Raw genomic sequence first — 20,016 nt, forward strand, 5'->3', positions numbered from 1 at the left:
GGGACCCGAATCCACAAAAAGCCTGCGATTCCATGACTTCCGAACGTTACAACGCCCGTGATTCCGAGCCGCGCTGGCAACGCCAGTGGGACGAAAAGGCGATCTTCGCCTCGAAAAACGACGATCCGCGGCCGAAATACTACGTGCTCGAGATGTTCCCCTACCCGTCCGGGCGCATCCATATCGGGCATGTCCGGAACTACACGCTGGGCGACGTGCTGGCCCGCTTCATGCGCGCCAAGGGTTTCAACGTGCTGCACCCGATGGGCTGGGACGCCTTCGGGCTGCCGGCCGAGAATGCCGCGATCGAGCGCAAGGTCGCGCCCAAGGCCTGGACCTACGACAATATCGCCGCGATGAAAAAGCAGTTGCGGTCGATCGGGCTGTCGCTCGACTGGTCGCGCGAGTTCGCGACCTGCGATCCCGCCTATTACAAGCATCAGCAGAAGATGTTTCTGGACTTCTTGCGCGCTGGTCTCGCCGAGCGCGAGAAGCGCAAGATCAACTGGGATCCGGTCGACATGACCGTGCTCGCCAACGAGCAGGTGATCGACGGCCGCGGCTGGCGCTCCGGCGCCGTCGTCGAGCAGCGCGAGATGAACCAGTGGGTCTTCAAGATCACGAAGTACTCGCAGGAACTGCTGGACGCGCTGGATGGGCTGGATCGCTGGCCGGACAAGGTCCGGCTGATGCAGCGCAATTGGATCGGCCGCAGCGAAGGCATGCTGGTGCGTTTCGCGCTCGATCCGGCCACAACGCCGACGAGCGAATCCGAGCTGAAAGTCTTCACCACGCGACATGACACGCTGTTCGGCGCAAAATTCATGGCGATTGCAGCGGACCATCCGCTGGCGCAGGCTGCGGCTGCGAAGAACCCGAAGCTTGCGGAATTCATTGCCGAGGTCAAACGGATCGGCACCGCGCAGGAAATCATCGATACCGCCGAGAAGCAGGGTTTTGACACCGGCATCCGCGCGGTCCATCCGTTCGATCCGAACTGGAAGCTGCCGGTTTACGTCGCCAACTTCGTGCTGATGGAATACGGCACGGGCGCGATCTTCGGCTGCCCGGCGCATGACCAGCGCGACCTCGATTTCGTCAACAAATACGGGCTCGGCAACACACCGGTGGTCTGTCCCGAAGGCCAGGACCCAAAAACCTTTGTTATCACCGATACCGCCTATGACGGCGAGGGCCGCATGATCAATTCTCGCTTCCTCGATGGGATGACCATCGAGCAGGCGAAGGAAGAGGTGGCGAAGCGGCTCGAAGCAGAAGTTCGCGGCAATGCGCCGGTCGGCGAACGCAAGGTGAATTTCCGACTGCGCGACTGGGGCATTTCGCGGCAGCGTTATTGGGGCTGCCCGATCCCGGTGATCCACTGCCCGAAATGCGACGTGGTGCCGGTGCCGGACGATCAGCTTCCGGTGACGCTGCCGGAGGACGCCACCTTCGACAAGCCCGGCAACGCGCTCGACCATCACCCGACCTGGAAGCACGTCACCTGCCCCAAATGCGGCGGCAAGGCGCAGCGTGAAACCGACACCATGGACACCTTCGTGGATTCGTCCTGGTATTTTGCGCGCTTCACCGATCCCTGGAACGAGAAGGCGCCGACCACGCCCGATGTCGCCAACCGGATGATGCCGGTCGACCAGTATATCGGCGGCGTCGAGCACGCGATCCTGCATCTGCTCTATAGCCGCTTCTTCACCCGCGCGATGAAAGCGACCGGCCACATCGGCATGGATGAGCCGTTCGCCGGCATGTTCACGCAAGGCATGGTGGTGCACGAGACCTACCAGAAAGCCGACGGCTCCTATGTGACGCCAGCCGAGGTGAAGGTCGAGACCGGCGGCAATGGCCGCCGGGCCACGCTGCTCGACAGCGGCGAAGAGGTCACGATCGGCGCGATCGAAAAGATGTCGAAGTCGAAGAAGAACACCGTCGATCCCGACGACATCATCGCGACCTATGGCGCCGACGTGGCGCGCTGGTTCATGCTCTCGGACTCGCCCCCAGATCGCGACGTGATCTGGAGCGACGAGCGCGTGCAGGGTGCCTCACGCTTCGTGCAGCGGCTGTGGCGACTGGTCAATGAATCCGCCGAAATCGCCAAGGTGGCCCCGACCGCGCGGCCGGCTTCGTTCGGAGTGGACGCGCTTGCCTTGCGAAAAGCGGCCCATGGCGCGCTGGACAAGGTGTCGTCCGGGATCGAGCGGCTGCATTTCAATGTCTGCCTTGCTCATATCCGGGAATTCACCAATGCGCTGGCCGAGGTGCTGGGCCGTGAGGAGAAGCCGGCGCCGGATCTGGCCTGGTCCGTCCGGGAGGCGGCAATCATCCTGGTTCAATTGTTCTCCCCGATGATGCCGCATCTGGCCGAGGAGTGCTGGCAGGTTCTGGGGCAGTCCGGGCTGATTTCGGAGGCCAACTGGCCCCAAATCGAACGCGATCTGCTGGTTGAAGACACTGTGACGCTGGTGGTCCAGGTCAATGGCAAGAAGCGGGGTGATGTTACCGTGCCACGGGTCGCCCAAAATCCGGAAATTGAGGCTGCCGTTTTGGCGCTCGATGCGGTAAAACTCGCCCTCGGCGGCAAGACCGTCCGCAAGGTAATCGTAGTTCCCATGAGGATCGTGAATGTCGTTGGCTAGGACCCGGATCGCCGTTCGGCTCATCGCCGTCGCCGCTCTGGCGGCGCTCACAGCGGGCTGTTTCCAGCCGATGTATGCCGAACGCACGGACGGCAAGCCCGGCTTGCGCGAAAAGCTGATGGGCGTGGAAATCCCGCCGGTCGACAAGAACAACGCCTCGCGGGAAGCCCGAATTCAGGTCGAGATCCGCAACGCGCTGGCGTTCAAGCTCTACGGCAACGCCACCGGCATGCCGCCGACCCATCGGCTGGTGCTGCGATTTAACACCACGCGCAGCTCGCTGATGATCGATCCGAACACCGCGTTGCCGACGAGCGAAAACTACGGCATCGATGCGCAGTACAATCTGATCGACCTTGCGACCAACAAATCGGTCATGACCGGGACGACCTTCTCCCGCGTGTCCTATGACACCTTCCAGGGCCAGTTGCAGCGCTTCGCCCGCGCCCGCGCCTTCCGCGACGCCGAGGACCGCGCCGCCAACGAGATCGCGGAAAACATCCAGACTCGGCTCGCGTCCTACTTCTACGCCGGCACCTGACAACGATCGTCATTCCGGGGGCGCGCGAAGCGCGAACCCGGAATCTCGTTCCGACAATCTCCAGATTCCGGGTCTAAGGCCTTCGCCCGCATCCCGGAAATGACGAATGAAGGTCCGTCGTGGTCGCGCTCCGCGGAAAAGACATCGACGCTTTTCTCGCCCGGCCCGATGCCGGCCGCCCTATCATCCTGCTGTACGGTCCTGACGCCGGTCTCGTGCGCGAGCGCGCCGACGCGCTGATTGCATCGGCAGTCGACGATCCCAATGATCCCTTTTCGCTGGTGCGGCTCGACGGCGACGAGCTGGCGGCCGAGCCATCGCGACTGGTCGACGAGGCGATGACGATCCCGATGTTCGGCGGCCGGCGCGCCATTCGTGTGCGCGCTGGCTCCCGCAGTTTTGCCAGCGGCGTCGATACGCTGGCTGATTCGCCGATCAAGGATTGCCGCATCGTGATCGAGGCCGGCGAGTTGCGGCCGGAATCGCCGCTGCGCAAGGCCTGCGAGCGCGCCAAGAGCGCAGTCGCCATCGCCTGCTATCCCGACACCGAGCGCGACCTTGCTCGATTGATCGACGAGGAGCTACGGACTTCCAATTTGCGCATCGCCTCCGATGCCCGCGCCGTGCTGATGTCGCTGCTCGGCGGCGACCGCCAGGCCTCGCGCAACGAGCTCCGCAAGCTTGCTCTCTATTCCCACGGCAGGGGCGAGATCGCGCTCGACGACGTCATGACCGTCGTGTCCGATGCGTCCGAACTAAAACTCGATCCGATCGTCGATGGCGCGTTCGCCGGCAAGCCTGACCTGGTCGAAAGCGAATTCGCCAAGGCGATGGTCGCCGGCACCTATCCCGGCGTCATCATTTCGGCCGCCCAGCGTCAGGCTGCCTGGCTGCACAAATCGGCGCTTGCGGTTGCTGACGGAACGCCCGTCTCCACCTTGCTCGAGGGCGGCTATCCGCGCCTGCACTTCTCGCGAAAGGGCGCCGTCGAAATCGCGCTGCGCAATTTCAGCGCGCCGCGGCTGGCCACCATCATCGATCAGCTCGCGACCGCCGCGCTCGACATGCGCAAGCAGGCCTCGCTGGCGTCAGCCATCGCGCTGCGCACGCTGCTGTCGATTGCGGCGAATGCGAAGCGAAGGGGATAAGCTATCAGGCCAGAATCTCGGCGTCGTCCCTGCGAACACACGGACCCATAACCACAGGATCTTGTTGACTAGGAAGGCCGTCGAGCAGTTCGCCTAATAAATTCCGCCGCGGCGTATGGGTCCCGGGTCGCGCGGAGCCTGTCATCGGGCGCGCGTTCGCGCGACCCGTTGGCTTGCCCGGGACGACGGAGATATCTCAACTCCCCTTCTCCAGCCTTCGCATCACTTCGTCGAGTTGTTCGAGGTTGCGGTAGCTGATCTGGACGGTGCCGCCGGGATCGCGGTGGTTGACGGTCACTTTGAGGCCGAGCGCGTCGCTGACGCGTTTCTCCAGCGCGATGGTGTCGGGATCCTTTGTCTTGCCGCCACCACTGCGCGCCTTCTGCGGCTTGCGCTCTGGCACGCCCTCTTCGTGGGCAAGCGCCTCGGTCTGACGGACGTTGAGGCCTTCGGCGACAATGCGCTTGGCGGCCGCCAGCGGATCGGGCACGCTGATCAGCGCGCGGGCGTGTCCCGCCGACAATTCACCGCTCGCGATAAGGGCCTGCACCTCCGCCGGCAGCTTTGTCAGCCGCATCATGTTGGCAACGTGGCTGCGGCTCTTGCCGACTTCCTTGGCGATGTCTTCCTGGCTTCGTTTGAATTCGTCGGCCAGCGCGTGATAACCTTGCGCCTCTTCCATCGCGTTGAGGTCTTCGCGCTGCACGTTCTCGATGATCATGATCTCGAGTGCGTCGCTGTCGCTGACATCGATGGGGACGATCGGCACCTCGTGCAAGCTGGCGAGCTGCGCCGCCCGCCAGCGCCGTTCGCCAGCGATGATCTCATAGCGGTCCTGCGCGCCTTTCACCGGCCGCACCACGATCGGCTGGATCACGCCGTGCTGCTTGACGGAGGAGGCGAGCTCGCCCAGTTCGGCATCGGAAAATGTCCGGCGCGGGTTGCGGGGATTTGGTTTTAAAAATTCGATCGGTACCTTGCGCTGGTTGCGCGGCCGTTCGACATGCGCGGCCTCGCCGCCGACATCCCCGATCAGACTTGCGAGACCACGACCCAGTCGCGAACGCGTTTCGTCGGCCATCGCCGCCAACTCCCTAGGATTCACTTGGCTACTCCACTACAGAATTCGATTGCCAGTAGGGTGGGCAAAGCGACGCGTGCCCACCAGCTTTCGCGACGGCGCGCGCAGGATGGGTAGAGCGAAGCGAAACCCATCTCCTTCATCGCGCGCCTTGATGGGTATCGCTGCGCCCATCCTACATTCCCTCTAATGCGTCCTCAGCTCGCGCTCGCGCTGGATCACTTCCGTCGCAAGCTTCAGATACGCTTCGCTGCCAACGCATTTGAGATCGTAGACCAGCACCGGCTTGCCGTAGGACGGCGCCTCGGAGATGCGGACGTTGCGCGGGATCATGGTGTCGTAGACCTTGGAGCCCATGAATTGCCTGACGTCGGCGACCACCTGATTCGACAGGTTGTTGCGCGAGTCGAACATCGTCAGCACGATGCCGTGGATCGACAGGTTCGGATTGAGCGTCGAGCGCACCTGCTCCACCGTCTGCAGCAATTGCGACAGACCTTCGAGCGCAAAAAACTCGCACTGCAGCGGCACCAGGATCGCGTCCGACGCTGCCATCGCGTTGACGGTGAGAAGATTGAGCGACGGCGGACAATCGATCAGCACATAGGTGTAGTCGGTGTCGGGCGCCGCGTTCTTGTTCAACGCCGCGATCGCATCGCGCAGGCGGAACGCGCGGCCCGGCGTGGTGCCGAGTTCGAGCTCGAGGCCCGACAGATCCATCGTCGAGGACGCGATGTGCAGCCGCGGCACCGCGGTGGCAACCACCGCGTCGCGCAGCGGCGCTTCACCGATCAGCACGTCGTAGGTCGAGCAGTTGCGGTTGCGGCGATCGATGCCAAGGCCTGTCGAAGCGTTGCCCTGCGGATCGAGATCGACGATCAGAACGCGCTCACCAATCGCGGCGAGCGCGGTGCCAAGATTGATCGCTGTGGTAGTCTTGCCGACGCCACCCTTCTGGTTGGCGAGCGACAGGATGCGTGGATGAGGCGGCGGAGTTTGTTCCCTATCCTCTTGATATAATTCATCTAATTCGGTCATGCCCGATCGCCATGTGTGATCGCGGAGGGATTGCGCCGCTCGATCCGATCGAGTTCGACGATCCAGCCGTGCCCGCCCGTTCGGCTGGAATGGAGTCGCGGTTCAATATTCCAATATTTGGTGGCCTTGGTCAATTCGGCCTCTACATCTTGACCCTTGAGAAACAGCGCTTTCGCACCACTGCTCACAAACGGTTCCGCGAAACCGACAAGCTGATGTAACGGAGCCAGCGCCCGCGCGGTGACGCAATCGACGTGGCTACCGATTCTATCCACAATATCCCCGATTCCCGCCAAATGCACGGTTGCGGCCGCAGAAGTTACGCGGACCGCCTCGCGCAAAAAGGCTGCCTTTTTGGCGTTGCGCTCGACCAAATGGACGTTGGCGCCCGGCGTCTCCGCCAATGCGCAAGCGAGCACCACGCCGGGGAAACCTCCACCGCTGCCGAGATCGACCCAGGTCTTTGCGGACGGCGCCAGATCGAGGAGTTGCAGCGAATCGGAGATGTGACGGGTCCACAGATTCGGAAGCGTCGATGGCGCCACGAGATTCGTTTTGATCTGCCATTCGATGAGGAGATCGACATAGTGATTCAGCCGTGCCTCCGTTTCACGTGAAACGGGGGTGAGGACCAGAGCGGCGGCCTTGTCTGAGGGCAAGGCTGGGGAGAGGCTGGGGGCGGCGGCCTTCGCCATAATGGTCTCGCTGAGCGCAGCATGGGTAGGGTGGGTGAAACGAAGCGACACCCATCAATCGCCGAAGCACCCGGCGATGGGGTATCGCTACGTTCCATCCTACATTCTTGTTTCACGTGAAACAGATTTTTACGCGCTCACCTTCGCGTTCTTGCGCCGCGCTTCGCGACGCAGATACGCCGCCAGGATACCCAGCGCCGCGGGCGTCAGACCGTCAAGCCGACCCGCCTGCCCCACCGTCCGCGGCCGCGCCACTTCGAGCTTGGCGCGCGCTTCGTTGGAAAGTCCGGGCACGTCGGCATAGTCGATATCGGTCAGGACCAAACCCTCATCGCGCCGAAAGGCATCGACGTCGGCGGTCTGGCGCTTGAGATAGACATCGTATTTGGCGTCGATCTCGAGATGCACGGCGATCGACGGATCGATGGCCAAGAGCTCCGGCCAAATGCTGCGCAGGGCAGTCCACTCAATCTCCGGGTAAGCAAGCAATTCAAACGCCGAGCGCCGATGGCCATCCCGGTTCAATGCCAGGCCATGCTTCGCAGCTTCGCTGGGGGTGATCGCCAGCGACTTGGCGAGCGACTTCGCGGACTCCAACGCGGCCATCTTGCCGCGATGCCGCTGCGAGCGCACCTGTCCTACGCAGCCCAAGGCGATGCCCTTGTCGGTCAAACGCTGGTCGGCGTTGTCGGCTCGAAGCGTCAGGCGGTACTCGGCCCGCGAGGTGAACATCCGATATGGTTCGGTGATGCCGCGGGTCACGAGGTCGTCGATCATCACCCCAAGATAACCGTCAGCGCGATCGAGCACGATCGGATCGGCGTCACCCGCCATCAATGCAGCGTTCAGACCGGCAACGATTCCCTGGGCCGCCGCCTCTTCATATCCCGTCGTGCCGTTGATCTGCCCGGCCAGGAAGAGACCCGGCAGGCGCTTGGTCTGCAGGGTCGGCTCCAGTTCGCGCGGATCGACGTGATCGTATTCGATGGCATAGCCCGGCCGAACCATCTTCACCCGTTCGAGCCCGGGGATGGTCGCGAGGATCGCGAGCTGAACTTCCTCCGGCAGCGAGGTCGAGATGCCGTTGGGGTAGACGGTGGAGTCGTCGAGCCCCTCCGGCTCCAGGAAGATCTGGTGGCCATCACGATCGCCGAATCGGACAATCTTGTCCTCGATCGAGGGACAATAGCGTGGGCCGCTGCTCTTGATCTGCCCGGAATACATCGGGGAACGATGCACATTGGCCCTGATCACCTCGTGGGTCGCCGGGGTCGTCCGGGTGATCCCGCATTGAATCTGCGGCGTCGTGATCCGATCGGTCATGACCGAGAACGGCTCAGGCGGATCGTCGCCGGGCTGCATTTCAACGGCGGCCCAGTCGATGGTCGTGCCATCGAGCCGCGGCGGCGTGCCGGTCTTCAGCCGTCCAAGCGTAAAGCCGGCGCGCTCGAACGAGGCCGACAGCCCCATCGCAGGCGCCTCCCCGACCCGGCCCGCGGGCCAGTTCTTCTCACCGAGATGGATCAGCCCGCGCAAAAAGGTCCCCGTCGTGATGATCACGGCGCCCGCCGAAAGCTGCCTTCCCTCGACCAAGCGAACTCCAGCGACCCGGCCGTTCGAGACGATCAGTTCGTCCGCTTCACCTTCGATCACGCTGAGATTGGCTGTCTCCTGGATCGCCGTCTGCATGGCCGCAGCATAAAGCTTGCGATCTGCTTGGGCGCGCGGTCCGCGGACGGCCGGACCCTTGCGGCGGTTCAACACCCGAAACTGTATACCGCCGGCGTCGGCCACCCGGCCCATCAGGCCATCGAGAGCATCGACTTCGCGGACCAGATGACCTTTGCCGAGACCGCCGATAGCGGGATTGCAGGACATTGCCCCGATGGTCGCAAACCGATGGGTCACCAAGGCCGTCTTCGCACCCATCCGCGCAGCCGCGCTCGCGGCCTCACAACCGGCGTGGCCGCCACCAATAACAATGACGTCGAAGGCGTCTGCTTGGAAAATCATGCCGCGACTTCTATCGCGGAGTTGGAGAACGCGGAAGAAAGAATTGTTTGGATGGGAATTTGAGGGGCCCGGTGTTTCACGTGAAACATTCCAGGCGGATCTGTTTCACGTGAAACGGGATGGTAGGGAAGGCTCACTTACCCACACAGAACTCCCGGAAGATAACGTCCAGAATGTCCTCGACATCCACGCGCCCCAAGAGCCGCCCCAGCGAATGGGCTGCCATGCGCAATTCTTCCGCCGCCAGCTCCTCGCCCCGCCCGACTACCTGAACACAGCGCCGCAACGAGGCCGCGGTCTCCTGCAAGAGTAGGCGCTGCCGGGTTCGGCCGATCAGGCCACCCTCGCTTCCGCCAAAGTAGTTCTGCGTGAAACCAACCAGGGCCGCGATCAGCTCGGGCAAGCCATCGCCTCGGCTCGCCGAGATCTGAAAACCGCCCTGCCCTGACGCATCGGCCAATGGCCGACCTATCTGTTCGAGATCGATCTTGTTTCGCACGCTCCAAACCGGCGCATCCCAATCGTGGTCGATCGTTGCCCCCGGCGAGTCGGAGAGCCACAGCACGAGATCCGCATCCGTGGCCCGAGCCCTGGCGCGACGGACGCCCTCCTGCTCGACCGGATCGTCCGTCTCACGAATCCCAGCGGTATCGATCACGGTGACCGGATAGCCGTCGAGATCGAGCTGCACCTCGATGACATCACGCGTGGTGCCGGCGTGCGGCGAGACGATCGCGACCTCCCGACGCGCGAGCTGATTCATCAGCGTCGACTTGCCGACATTCGGCGGTCCGGCGATCGCGACGACGAGGCCATCGCGAAGCCGCTCACTCCGCCCCTGCTCCGCCAGGACTTCCTCGATCTCAGCCAACAGCACTTCGACTTTCGCCAACGCCGGCGCGATCAATTCGGCAGGCACGTCTCCCTCATCCGAAAAATCGATCCCAGCCTCGATCAGGGCCGACGCTTCGATGATCCGCGCACGCCAGTCGCGAGCTCGGTCACCAAGCAGCCCCTTCAATTGGCGCAGCGCCTGGCGCCGCTGCCGATCGGTATCGGCATGGATGAGATCGTCGAGTCCTTCGGCTTCGGTGAGGTCGAGCTTGCCGTTCTCGAAGCCGCGCCGGGTAAATTCGCCGGGCTCGGCCGGACGCACATTTTCAAACGCAGAAAGCGCCGCGAACAACGCGTCCAGCACCGCGCGCCCGCCATGGACGTGAAATTCCGCGACGTCTTCCCCGGTCGCGCTGGCCGGACCCGGAAACCACAACACCACGGCATCATCGATCGGCCGCTGGCCGACATCATGGAGGAGCGCTCGCGTAGCCATTCGCGGCGACGGCAATTTACCAGCCAGTGCCGTCACGAGCTTCCCGGCCTGCGGACCCGAGACGCGCACCAAGGCAATCGCGCTCGGTGGCCGGCCCGACGATAGCGCAAAAATGGTTTGGTCCCGCGGATGCATAGCCTATTTGTGCGGGAGGTCCTGAAAAGGCAACGCGATTCGATTCGGCGGCTGAGAACGCAGGCCGACGTCCGCTGACCTTATTGCAGCAAAGGTGCAGCAGCTATGCTGCAAAACTGGAAGAGGCGCCCTGCCCTGATCTCAGGTCGAAATAAACTATATTAAATTCAATGGCTTATTTGGTTAACCAATCAATAACGCCAATTTTCCGATGCTGCATCGGTGCCGCAGCGATGACCGCAGCATGAAAAAAGGGCGCCCCGCGGTGCGAGACGCCCTCCCCTAAGCTTGGCTTGGCGGCTCAGGTATTCATCGAGTCGAAGAACTCGGAATTGTTCTTGGTGTTGCGGAGCTTGTCGAGCAAGAAGTCGATTGCGTCCATGGTGCCCATCGGATTGAGGATCCGGCGCAGCACGTACATCTTCTTCAGAAGCTGCGGATCGGTGATCAGCTCTTCCTTGCGCGTGCCGGAGCGCGAGATGTCGATCGCCGGGAAGGTCCGCTTGTCCGAGACCTTGCGGTCGAGGATCAGTTCGGAGTTACCGGTGCCCTTGAATTCTTCGAAGATGACTTCGTCCATGCGGCTGCCGGTATCGACCAGCGCGGTGGCGATGATCGTCAGCGAACCGCCCTCCTCGATGTTGCGCGCGGCGCCGAAGAATCGTTTCGGCCGCTGCAGCGCGTTGGCGTCGACACCGCCGGTCAACACCTTGCCGGATGACGGCACCACGGTGTTGTAGGCGCGGCCAAGACGCGTGATCGAGTCGAGCAGGATCACGACGTCGCGGCCGTGCTCGACCAGGCGCTTGGCTTTCTCGATCACCATTTCGGCGACCTGAACGTGACGCACCGCCGGTTCGTCGAACGTCGAAGACACCACCTCGCCCTTCACCGATCGCTGCATGTCCGTGACTTCTTCCGGACGCTCGTCGATCAGAAGCACGATCAGATAGCACTCCGGATGATTGGCCGTGATCGAGTGCGCGATGTTCTGCATCAGCACGGTTTTGCCGGTGCGCGGCGGCGCCACGATCAGCGCGCGCTGGCCCTTGCCGATCGGGGCGACGATATCGATCACCCGTGCAGAAAGGTCTTTTCGCGTCGGGTCTTCGAGCTCGAGACGAAAGCGCTGATCCGGAAACAGCGGCGTCAAATTATCGAAATTGACCTTGTGCTTGGACTTTTCCGGATCTTCGAAATTGAGCGTGTTGACTTTCAGCAGCGCGAAATAGCGTTCGCCTTCTTTCGGGCTGCGGATGTGGCCTTCGATGGTGTCGCCGGTGCGGAGTCCGAAGCGGCGGATCTGCGAGGGCGAGACGTAGATATCGTCGGGGCCGGGCAGGTAGTTGGCGTCGGGCGAGCGCAGAAAGCCGAAGCCGTCGGAGAGAACCTCGACGACGCCTTCGCCGATAATGTCGATTTCCTGGATCGCGAGTTGCTTGAGAATGGCGAACATCAGCTCCTGCTTGCGCATGGTGCTGGCGTTCTCGACCCCGCTCTCTTCGGCGAACGTAACGAGCTCGGCCGGCGTTTTCGATTTGAGGTCTTGGAGTTTCATTTCCCGCATTGGGGTGGTCCTGTGGAGTGTCTTTTAAGAAGGATGCGAAGCTGGCTTTGGGGAAAGCCGGACACGAAAAATGGAAGGTCCGCAGGTCTAAGCAAGGAAAGCGCCGGTGAGGCTTCAAACCTGATGCGGCGGCCGGTCCAATGAAGGAGCCGGAACGCAGCCACATCCGCCTGCGTGGGGTGGGATTTCGATAATATAGAAAATCGGCCGCCGCTTCGCAAGCAGGTGAAAAACCGACCGACCCACGAAAAGGGCGCCCTAGAACGGCTTCACGATCACCAGGATGACGATAAAGATCATCAGGACGGTTGGTACCTCATTGATAATACGAAAGAATTTCTGGCTTCTGGTATTCCGGTCGGCAGCAAAATCCTTAACCCAGCGAGAAAAAAAGCCGTGGACACCCGACAGGATGAGCACCAGCGTCAGTTTGGCGTGAAACCAGCCGGAAGTGTACCAATGTCCGCTCCAGGCCATATAGATGCCGGCTAGCCACGTGACGATCATCGCGGGGTTGATGATCACCTTCAGCAGGCGCCACTCCATCACTTTGAAGGTTTCGGATTGCTTCGATCCGACCTCGGTTTCGCAATGATAGACGAACAGCCGCGGCAGATAGAGCATGCCGGCCATCCACGAGATGACGGCAATCACATGCAGCGCCTTGATCCACGGGTAGGCCGTGATCGTGATCCACTCGTACATTGCAGCCGCCCTGATCTCCGGAACGTTCCGATCTTCTGAAGCGTTGCGAAGAAGCTCCGCAAGCGTGGGACGCAAGACATATCCGCAAAGCACCGCTTCCCTAAACTAATAATTTTAGAATCTTAGGTTTGAGTCTAAGTGACGGTGATTTGGACTCATACAAAATCGTCCAGCCTCTTTGCGAGGCTTGTTCACATCCATCACCAATTCTGGCCAAACACCGGATCGTCCTGATAACACCACGTGCATCAATCGCTTGCGATGTTTTGTGGTCAGCTTATGAAGAGACAAATCCACATCTTCTCACTATCATTGCCGCGAGGCGTTGGACTTGTCCTCGCGTGAGGCCCTGTGAAGAAACCAAGGGTTTTCCCGAAGGCGACGATCCAGGGCCCGATATCTCGGTTAAGCTCCACAGGATTCACAGGAATACACAGGGGTTCTGGTGCCCACGACCGGCAACTATTTTCATCTTCATCTGGTCTCGGACTCGACCGGCGAGACGCTGATCACGGTGGCGCGCGCGGTCGCCGCGCAATACGCCAACGTGACGGCGGTCGAGCATGTCTATCCGCTGGTGCGCAGCCAGAAGCAGCTCGACCGCGTGCTCGACGAGATCGAGGAGGCACCGGGCATCGTGCTCTTCACATTGCTGGAAAAGGACCTAGTCGCCCGGCTGGAAGCCAAGTGCAGGGATATCAACATACCGAGCCTCTCCATCATTGGTCCGGTGATGCAGTTGTTCGAAGCCTATCTGGGCGCGGCGACGACGGGCAGGGTAGGCGCCCAGCACGTTCTGAACGCGGAATATTTCAAGCGCATCGACGCCCTGAACTACACCATGATGCATGACGACGGACAGCACGTCGAAGGCCTGGAAGAGGCGGATGTCGTTCTCGTCGGCGTATCCCGCACCTCGAAGACGCCGACTTCGATCTATCTCGCCAACCGCGGCGTCCGTACAGCGAACGTGCCGCTGGTCCCTGGCATTCCGCTGCCGCACCAACTGGAGGCACTGAAAAAGCCGCTGGTCGTCAGCCTTCATGCGACGCCGGAGCGGCTGATCCAGGTCCGGCAAAATCGCTTGCTGAGCATGGGCGCCGATACCCCCAATGATGATTACATCGATCGTCAGGCAGTGGCCGATGAAGTAGCCTATGCCCGAAAACTGAGCGCCAGATTCAGTTGGGCGCAGCTCGACGTGACACGGCGTTCGATCGAGGAAACCGCGGCGGCGGTGCTAAAATTGTTCACCGATCGCCAGCGGCAGCGGCTTCCGGAATGACGCAGCCAAGATGACCATTTGGCGTGGACAACACCAGCTGATTCTCGCCTCTCAAAGCCGCGCGCGGCAAATGCTGCTTGCCAATGCCGGCATTTCCTTCGACGCCGTTCCTGCCGATATCGACGAACGATCCGTGCAGGAGAATTCAGGCCTTTCCGCGCCCGGTGAAATCGCCGGCCTCCTGTCGCGCGAGAAGGCGTGTTTCGTATCGTCGAAAAATCCCGGCCGTTATGTCGTCGGCGCCGATCAGACGCTGGCTTTGGGAAGCCGGCTGTTCACCAAGCCGGCTGGCCGCGCACAGGCCGCAGAGCAATTGCGCCTGCTTGCCGGCCAGACGCACGAGCTGCACTCCGCCGTTGCGGTTGCCCGCGACGGCAAGCTAGTGTTTTCCGATGTTTCGGTCGCCCGCCTGACCATGCGCGCTCTAAGCGGGGCGGAGATTAGAGCGTATCTGGACGAGGCCGGCGAAGCCGTGACATCCAGCGTTGGCGCCTATCAGCTCGAAGGACTGGGCATACATCTATTCGATCGCTTCGAAGGCGATCACTTTACGATTCTCGGCCTGCCGTTGTTGCCGCTGCTTGCATTCTTGCGCCGCGAACGACTGTTGGGAATTTGATATCCTCATGAGAGTGACGAACCCTATGCGGATTCTCGGACTCACCGGCTCGATCGGGATGGGGAAATCCACCACCGCAAAACTGTTCACCGAGGCGGGCGTGCCGGTTTACGACGCCGACGCAGCCGTTCACAAAATCTATGAAGGCGAGGCGGCGCCCGCGATCGAAGCCGCGTTTCCCGGCACGACGGTGGACGGCAAGGTCGATCGCGCCAAATTGTCCGCCAAGGTGGTGCATGACCCTGCTGCCATCAAGCAGCTCGAGCGGATCGTTCACCCAATGCTCGGCGCGTCCCGCCAGAAATTCCTCGATGAGGCCGAGCGGTCCGGCGCGCCGGTTGTCGTGATGGACATCCCGCTGTTGTTCGAAACCGGCGGCGAGAAACGCGTCGATGCGGTAGTCGTGGTCACGACCGATCCGAAAACCCAGCGTGAACGAATTTTGACGCGCGGCACCATGACATCAGAGGCGCTCGACGCCATTCTGGCGCGGCAATTGCCCGATGCCGAAAAGCGCAAGCGCGCGGATTTCGTGGTGGATACCTCGCATGGGCTGGACCCGGTGCGCGCGCGGATCCGCGACATTCTGGCCAAGGTTGTTAAGATGCCGCAGCGGCGGACCTGATTCGTCGAAACTTCGGTCTCTCACATCCATGCGCGAAATCGTTCTCGATACCGAAACCACGGGCCTCGATCCGCTGCGCGGCGATCGGCTGGTCGAAATCGGCTGCATCGAGATCTTCAACCGCATGCCGACGGGGCAGACGTTTCACCGCTACATCAATCCCGAGCGCGACATGCCGGCGGAAGCCTTTGCCGTGCACGGCCTGTCGACCGAGTTCCTCGCCAGCAAGCCGCTGTTCACCGAAGTGGTCGAGGAGTTCCTGGAATTCATCGGCGACGCACCGCTCGTCATCCACAACGCCTCATTCGACATCAGCTTCATCAATGCCGAGCTCGACCGCATCAAGCGGCAGCCGATCTTGCGCGACCGGCTGGTCGATACGCTGCTGTTGGCGCGCCGCAAGCATCCCGGTGTATCGAACCGGCTGGACGATCTCTGCTCGCGCTATGCGATCGACAATTCCCGCCGCACCAAGCATGGCGCGCTGCTCGACGCCGAGCTCTTGGCCGAAGTCTATATCGACCTGATCGGCGCGCGGCAGTCGCAACTGATCCTGGCGTCGGAAACCCGCATCACGGTTGCCAGCGGAATTGGTGATACGCCACGCCGGCAGCGCGAAATACCGCTGGAGCCGCGAATCACCGAGGCCGATCGCGAGGCCCATCGCGCCTTCATCGCCACGTTGGGCGACAAGCCGATCTGGAACGATTTTCTTCCGGCAGCGGTCTAGCGGCATACAAGCCGCCGCTCGCCCTTTAGCTCGGCTTTGCGCCCGAGGTGGCCTGTGCCGCAGCCTGCCGTTCCATGTTCTGGCGGTACAGGCCGACAAAATCGACGGGATCGAGCATCAAAGGCGGGAAGCCGCCGTCGCGCACCGCGGTTGCGATGATCTCGCGCGCGAACGGGAACAACAGCCGCGGGCATTCGATCATGACCAGCGGATGAAGCTGTTCCTGCGGCACGTTGACGATGCGGAACACGCCCGCATAGGCGAGTTCGAAACTGAACATCACTTTGCTGGCATTTTCAGCCTTGCCCTCGATCGAGAGCGTCACTTCGAACTCGTTTTGCGCGAGATTGTTCGCCGAAACGTTGATCTGGATGTTGATCGCCGGCTGCTGCTGTTGCGGCGCCAGCGAGGAGGGCGCGTTCGGATTCTCGAACGACAGGTCCTTGGTGTACTGGGCCAGCACGTTGAGCTGGGGAGGGGCCTGTTCGGGAGGCGCGCCGTTGCCGTTGGTCATGAAATCTCTCCTGAAGCGCTCGCGAGCGCGGCCCGGGTTCGTCTGAGAATGCGTTTTCCGGGCGAGTGGCTATCATAGCCGCGGCTCATTCCACAAGGACGACGGCTCGCGGGCAGACCAGCCCGGCCGTCAATTATGGCGGATATGCCTAATACCGCCCCGCCAGCCGCGCAAAATGCACCGTAAATAATTGAATGTGCGTGATTTCCGGCCATGATCGGGTTTCCCCTCGCCGCCAAAACGCGCTACAATTAGCCCGCGCCAAAACGCGCCATTGGCCGGGCGCAGTTTCATGCCTACATGCTGCAGTCTCGATCGATGATGTAATCTCTGCCGTTCTCAGGGAAATCTCGTAAGAGAGCTTCTCACCAGGGAACGCTCGACCGCCGGGCCCGTTGCCGGCGCTGGAACCAGAAAGCGAATACGACGTGGATATTTATACCATCATCTTCCTGGCGCTGGCGGTCTTTATCTTCCTGCGCCTGCGCAGCGTCCTCGGACAGCGCACCGGGAGCGAACGTCCGCCCTATGATCGCGCCGCTCCCAACGTCGTGCAGCGTACGCAGGACAACAACGTCGTTCCCATGCCGGGTACCGTCATCGATCAGACGCCGCTGGCGCCGAATGCCGATGTTGCGCCGGCCGATCGCTGGAAAGGCATTGCCGAGCCGGGCACGCCGCTCGCCGCAGGCCTCGACGCCATCACCGCCCAGGATTCCTCATTCGATCCGCGGCACTTTCTCTCCGGCGCCCGCAGCGCCTACGAGATGATCGTGCTGGCCTTCGCCAATGGCGACCGCCGGGCGCTGAAGGATCTCCTGTCGAGCGAAGTCTATGAGAGCTTCGAGGCCGTGATCAAGGATCGCGAGAGGCACGAGCAGAAAACCGAAACGCGGTTTGTTTCGATCGACAAGGCCGAGCTGGTGAATGCGGAAGCCCGCGACCGCGCGGCGCAACTGACGGTTCGCTTCGTGTCGCAGATGATTTCGGTCACACGCGACAAGACCGGCGCCATTGTCGATGGCAACCCCGATAAGGTCGCCGATATCACCGATGTCTGGACTTTCGCCCGCGACACGAGCTCTCGCGATCCGAACTGGAAGCTGGTTGGCACTGGAAGCGCGGGCTAAGACGCGAAGCCTTGCGGGGCTTGCGCTGGGCGTGCTCGCGTTGGCGTGCTCGATCGCACCATCGGATGCCGCGGCAGTGCGCCATTCGCGTGCGCAAAAGCCTTCGCATCCGCTGCCTGTCCGGCAGCTGCCATACCCACTACTCGAATTCCCGTTTCAAATTAGCGGCGGCCAGTATGCGCCGGTCGCCTGGTCCGAGATCGCGGGCTGGCGCGAGGACGATCATCTCGCCGCCTACAAGGCATTTCGCACGAGCTGCAGGCCGATAGCGGCGCAGCAAAAGCCGCCCGCCGATCCAAAGGCACTCGGTATGTCGCTCCGCGATCCCTGCCTTATCGCCAAGGGCCTCGAACTATCAGATGGCGTGAAGGCGAGGGCCTTCTTCGAGGAGCACTTTCTTCCCTTGCGCATTTCGCGGCTTGGTGAAGGCGAGGGTTTTGTTACCGGCTATTACGAACCCATCGTCGACGGCTCACGGACGGAGAACGAGGTCTACAAGGTACCGGTCTATCGCCGGCCCTCGAACCTGTTCGTCCGGGGCACCACGCAGAGCTCGGCCGGCTTGCCCAACAAGGGCCAGGTGTTCCGCAAGATCGGCCGCCGCAAGCTGGTGCCCTATTACGATCGCGCCGAGATCGAGGATGGCGTAATCGCCGGCCGCGGCCTCGAAATCTGTTGGCTGAAGGACCAGACCGACCTGCTATTCTCGCAGATCCAGGGCTCGGCGCGGGTCAGCCTCGACGACGGCTCGACCGTTCGCATCAATTACGATGCGCATAATGGTTTTCCCTATACGCCGGTCGGCCGCATCCTGATCGAACGCAACATCATCCCCAAGGATCAGATGTCGATGCAGAAGATCCGGGAATGGATGGAACAGAATCCTAACGAGGCCGACGAGCTGCGGCGGCAGAACAAGTCCTACGTCTTCTTCCGCGAGGTGCAGCTTTCCGACAAGGACGAGGCGGTTGGTGCCCAGGGTGTGCCGTTGACGCCGGGCCGGTCGATCGCGGTCGACAAATCACTGCATGTCTATGGCACGCCGTTCTTCATCGAAGGCGAACTGCCGATCGAATCGGAGCGATCGAAGACACCGTTTCGCCGCCTGATGATTGCGCAGGACACCGGCTCCGCCATCGTCGGCCCCGCGCGCGCCGATCTCTACTTCGGCGCCGGCCTCGACGCCGGCAAGGTGTCCGGCCGCCTCCGCCACAGTGCCCGCTTCGTGATCCTGGTGCCGAAGAGCCTTGATCCGGTGGCGCGTGGCCGCAAGATGCCGGTGCCCGACGAGCGGCCATCGGAGACGATCGCAAAACTGTTCCCGCAAACCGATCCATCGAAGGATCCGTCCAAGGATCCGAAGAATGCCGGAAAGCCGTCCGATGTAACGGCGGCGACCAACGCCAAGCCCGCGATGCAGGTGACGACATCGTCTGCAACCAGGCCCTCGTCGGCCCCGGCCGTCCAGGCCGCCGTAGCAGAGCCAATACCGCTTCCAGAACCGCGGCCGAAGGTTGAAGCGGTTTCGGCAAAGCCGCAGCCGCGTCACATGCGCCGATATCGCTATCGTCGATGAAACGCCGGTCGTCGAGTTTGATTCCCGAATTGCCGGAGCCGCCGCGCCGCAAGCGCGGCCTGAGCGAAGAGGAGCGCGCGCTGTGGGAGAGCGTCGCCAAGCAGGTCAAGCCGCTGCGCAAGCGGCACCGAGCCTCGAAGCCGTCGGCTGCTCCGGCGGAAGCCGAGCACAAGATGGCTCCGAAAGCCGCCGCTTCACCGAGGCACGTTGCGCCGGCGCGAATGGTTGCGCCTTCAAAGCCGGAACCGCCGCCGCTGGCGCCGATCGGCCGTCGCGAGCGATCGCATCTGTCGCGTGGTCGCAAGGAGATCGATGCAAGGCTCGACCTGCATGGCATGACGCAGACGCGCGCGCATCGCGCGCTGTTCGGTTTCCTGCAGCGCGCCCATCATGACGGGCTGAGCTTCGTGCTTGTCATCACCGGCAAGGGCAAGATGGGTGCTGAGTCCGAGCGCGGCGTGCTGCGCCGTCAGGTGCCGCAATGGCTCGGACTACCGGAATTCCGCGCGCTGGTAGTCGGCTTCGAGGAAGCCCATATCGGCCATGGCGGCGAGGGTGCGCTGTACGTGCGCGTGCGACGTGCGCGTTCTAACCTCGCTTAGAGCGCTTTCAAGCGAAAGCCCGCCC

At 62.2% G+C, this 20,016-nt stretch carries 18 protein-coding genes; 10 read left to right on the forward strand and 8 right to left on the reverse strand.

Translation table 11 applies throughout. The annotated features are described in order from the left end of the window. Positions 1-32: 32 nt before the first annotated feature. From leuS to holA, 3 genes are all read left to right on the forward strand, one after another. Positions 33-2,657, forward strand: coding sequence for a leucine--tRNA ligase (gene leuS, locus V1290_RS18720; RefSeq protein WP_334365769.1), 2,625 nt, complete (start codon positions 33-35; stop codon positions 2,655-2,657). Beyond that, positions 2,644-3,198: an LPS assembly lipoprotein LptE gene (gene lptE, locus V1290_RS18725; protein WP_334365770.1), complete on the forward strand. Its 555-nt coding sequence runs from the start codon at positions 2,644-2,646 to the stop codon at positions 3,196-3,198. Before leuS ends, lptE begins: the two co-directional genes overlap by 14 nt. Positions 3,199-3,317: 119 nt before the next feature. Then, on the forward strand, positions 3,318-4,346 hold the full coding sequence (gene holA / locus V1290_RS18730; RefSeq protein ID WP_334365771.1) for a DNA polymerase III subunit delta: 1,029 nt from the start codon (positions 3,318-3,320) through the stop codon (positions 4,344-4,346). Between the two features lie 196 nt (positions 4,347-4,542). Here the strand turns inward: holA and V1290_RS18735 are convergent, their stop codons facing one another. The 7 genes from V1290_RS18735 to hemJ form a co-directional block, all read right to left on the reverse strand. After that, a complete protein-coding gene (locus tag V1290_RS18735; RefSeq protein WP_334365772.1) occupies positions 4,543-5,427 on the reverse strand; it encodes a ParB/RepB/Spo0J family partition protein in 885 nt (294 codons plus the stop codon). A 186-nt stretch (positions 5,428-5,613) separates the two neighbouring features. Further along, on the reverse strand, positions 5,614-6,465 hold the full coding sequence (locus V1290_RS18740) for a ParA family protein (protein ID WP_334365773.1): 852 nt from the start codon (positions 6,463-6,465) through the stop codon (positions 5,614-5,616). After that, positions 6,462-7,160 carry a 16S rRNA (guanine(527)-N(7))-methyltransferase RsmG gene (gene rsmG / locus V1290_RS18745; RefSeq protein WP_334365774.1) on the reverse strand — a complete coding sequence of 233 codons (699 nt, stop codon included), beginning with the start codon at positions 7,158-7,160 and terminating at the stop codon, positions 6,462-6,464. Before rsmG ends, V1290_RS18740 begins: the two co-directional genes overlap by 4 nt. Before the next feature lie 129 nt (positions 7,161-7,289). Then, a complete protein-coding gene (gene mnmG / locus V1290_RS18750; protein ID WP_334365775.1) occupies positions 7,290-9,173 on the reverse strand; it encodes a tRNA uridine-5-carboxymethylaminomethyl(34) synthesis enzyme MnmG in 1,884 nt (627 codons plus the stop codon). Positions 9,174-9,306: 133 nt separating this feature from the next. Next, positions 9,307-10,638 (reverse strand): tRNA uridine-5-carboxymethylaminomethyl(34) synthesis GTPase MnmE, encoded by a 1,332-nt coding sequence (mnmE, locus tag V1290_RS18755; protein ID WP_334365776.1) that lies wholly within the window; start codon positions 10,636-10,638, stop codon positions 9,307-9,309. 301 nt (positions 10,639-10,939) lie between these two features. Continuing rightward, on the reverse strand, positions 10,940-12,205 hold the full coding sequence (gene rho / locus V1290_RS18760) for a transcription termination factor Rho (protein WP_057834504.1): 1,266 nt from the start codon (positions 12,203-12,205) through the stop codon (positions 10,940-10,942). Between the two features lie 258 nt (positions 12,206-12,463). After that, positions 12,464-12,910, reverse strand: a complete 447-nt coding sequence (hemJ, locus tag V1290_RS18765; RefSeq protein ID WP_334365777.1) for a protoporphyrinogen oxidase HemJ — start codon at positions 12,908-12,910, stop codon at positions 12,464-12,466. A 445-nt stretch (positions 12,911-13,355) separates the two neighbouring features. Between hemJ and V1290_RS18770 the strand changes: the two genes are divergently transcribed. The 4 genes from V1290_RS18770 to dnaQ are packed head-to-tail and all read left to right on the forward strand — an operon-like array spanning position 13,356 to position 16,169. Further along, positions 13,356-14,195, forward strand: a complete 840-nt coding sequence (locus V1290_RS18770; RefSeq protein ID WP_334365778.1) for a pyruvate, water dikinase regulatory protein — start codon at positions 13,356-13,358, stop codon at positions 14,193-14,195. 10 nt (positions 14,196-14,205) lie between these two features. Beyond that, a complete protein-coding gene (locus V1290_RS18775) occupies positions 14,206-14,814 on the forward strand; it encodes a Maf family protein (protein ID WP_334365779.1) in 609 nt (202 codons plus the stop codon). A gap of 25 nt (positions 14,815-14,839) precedes the next feature. Then, complete coding sequence (coaE, locus tag V1290_RS18780) at positions 14,840-15,439, forward strand: dephospho-CoA kinase (RefSeq protein WP_334369088.1); 600 nt, start codon at positions 14,840-14,842, stop codon at positions 15,437-15,439. Beyond that, complete coding sequence (gene dnaQ / locus V1290_RS18785; RefSeq protein WP_334365780.1) at positions 15,363-16,169, forward strand: DNA polymerase III subunit epsilon; 807 nt, start codon at positions 15,363-15,365, stop codon at positions 16,167-16,169. The genes coaE and dnaQ overlap by 77 nt, the downstream gene beginning before the upstream one ends. A 25-nt stretch (positions 16,170-16,194) precedes the next feature. Here dnaQ and secB read toward each other — a convergent pair whose 3' ends face one another. Then, complete coding sequence (secB, locus tag V1290_RS18790) at positions 16,195-16,683, reverse strand: protein-export chaperone SecB (protein ID WP_334365781.1); 489 nt, start codon at positions 16,681-16,683, stop codon at positions 16,195-16,197. A 428-nt stretch (positions 16,684-17,111) separates the two neighbouring features. On the opposite strand from secB, the gene V1290_RS18795 reads away from it, so the two are divergent. From V1290_RS18795 to V1290_RS18805, 3 genes are read left to right on the forward strand one after another with little or no spacing between them, the layout of a single operon-like run. Further along, positions 17,112-17,813, forward strand: a complete 702-nt coding sequence (locus tag V1290_RS18795) for a Tim44/TimA family putative adaptor protein (RefSeq protein ID WP_334365782.1) — start codon at positions 17,112-17,114, stop codon at positions 17,811-17,813. After that, positions 17,791-19,389 (forward strand): MltA domain-containing protein, encoded by a 1,599-nt coding sequence (locus V1290_RS18800; protein WP_334365783.1) that lies wholly within the window; start codon positions 17,791-17,793, stop codon positions 19,387-19,389. The genes V1290_RS18795 and V1290_RS18800 overlap by 23 nt, the downstream gene beginning before the upstream one ends. Beyond that, a complete protein-coding gene (locus V1290_RS18805; protein ID WP_334365784.1) occupies positions 19,386-19,991 on the forward strand; it encodes a Smr/MutS family protein in 606 nt (201 codons plus the stop codon). The genes V1290_RS18800 and V1290_RS18805 overlap by 4 nt, the downstream gene beginning before the upstream one ends. Positions 19,992-20,016: the final 25 nt, after the last annotated feature.

Origin of the sequence: Bradyrhizobium sp. AZCC 1578, from assembly GCF_036924675.1 — a bacterium.
GTDB lineage: Bacteria > Pseudomonadota > Alphaproteobacteria > Rhizobiales > Xanthobacteraceae > Bradyrhizobium.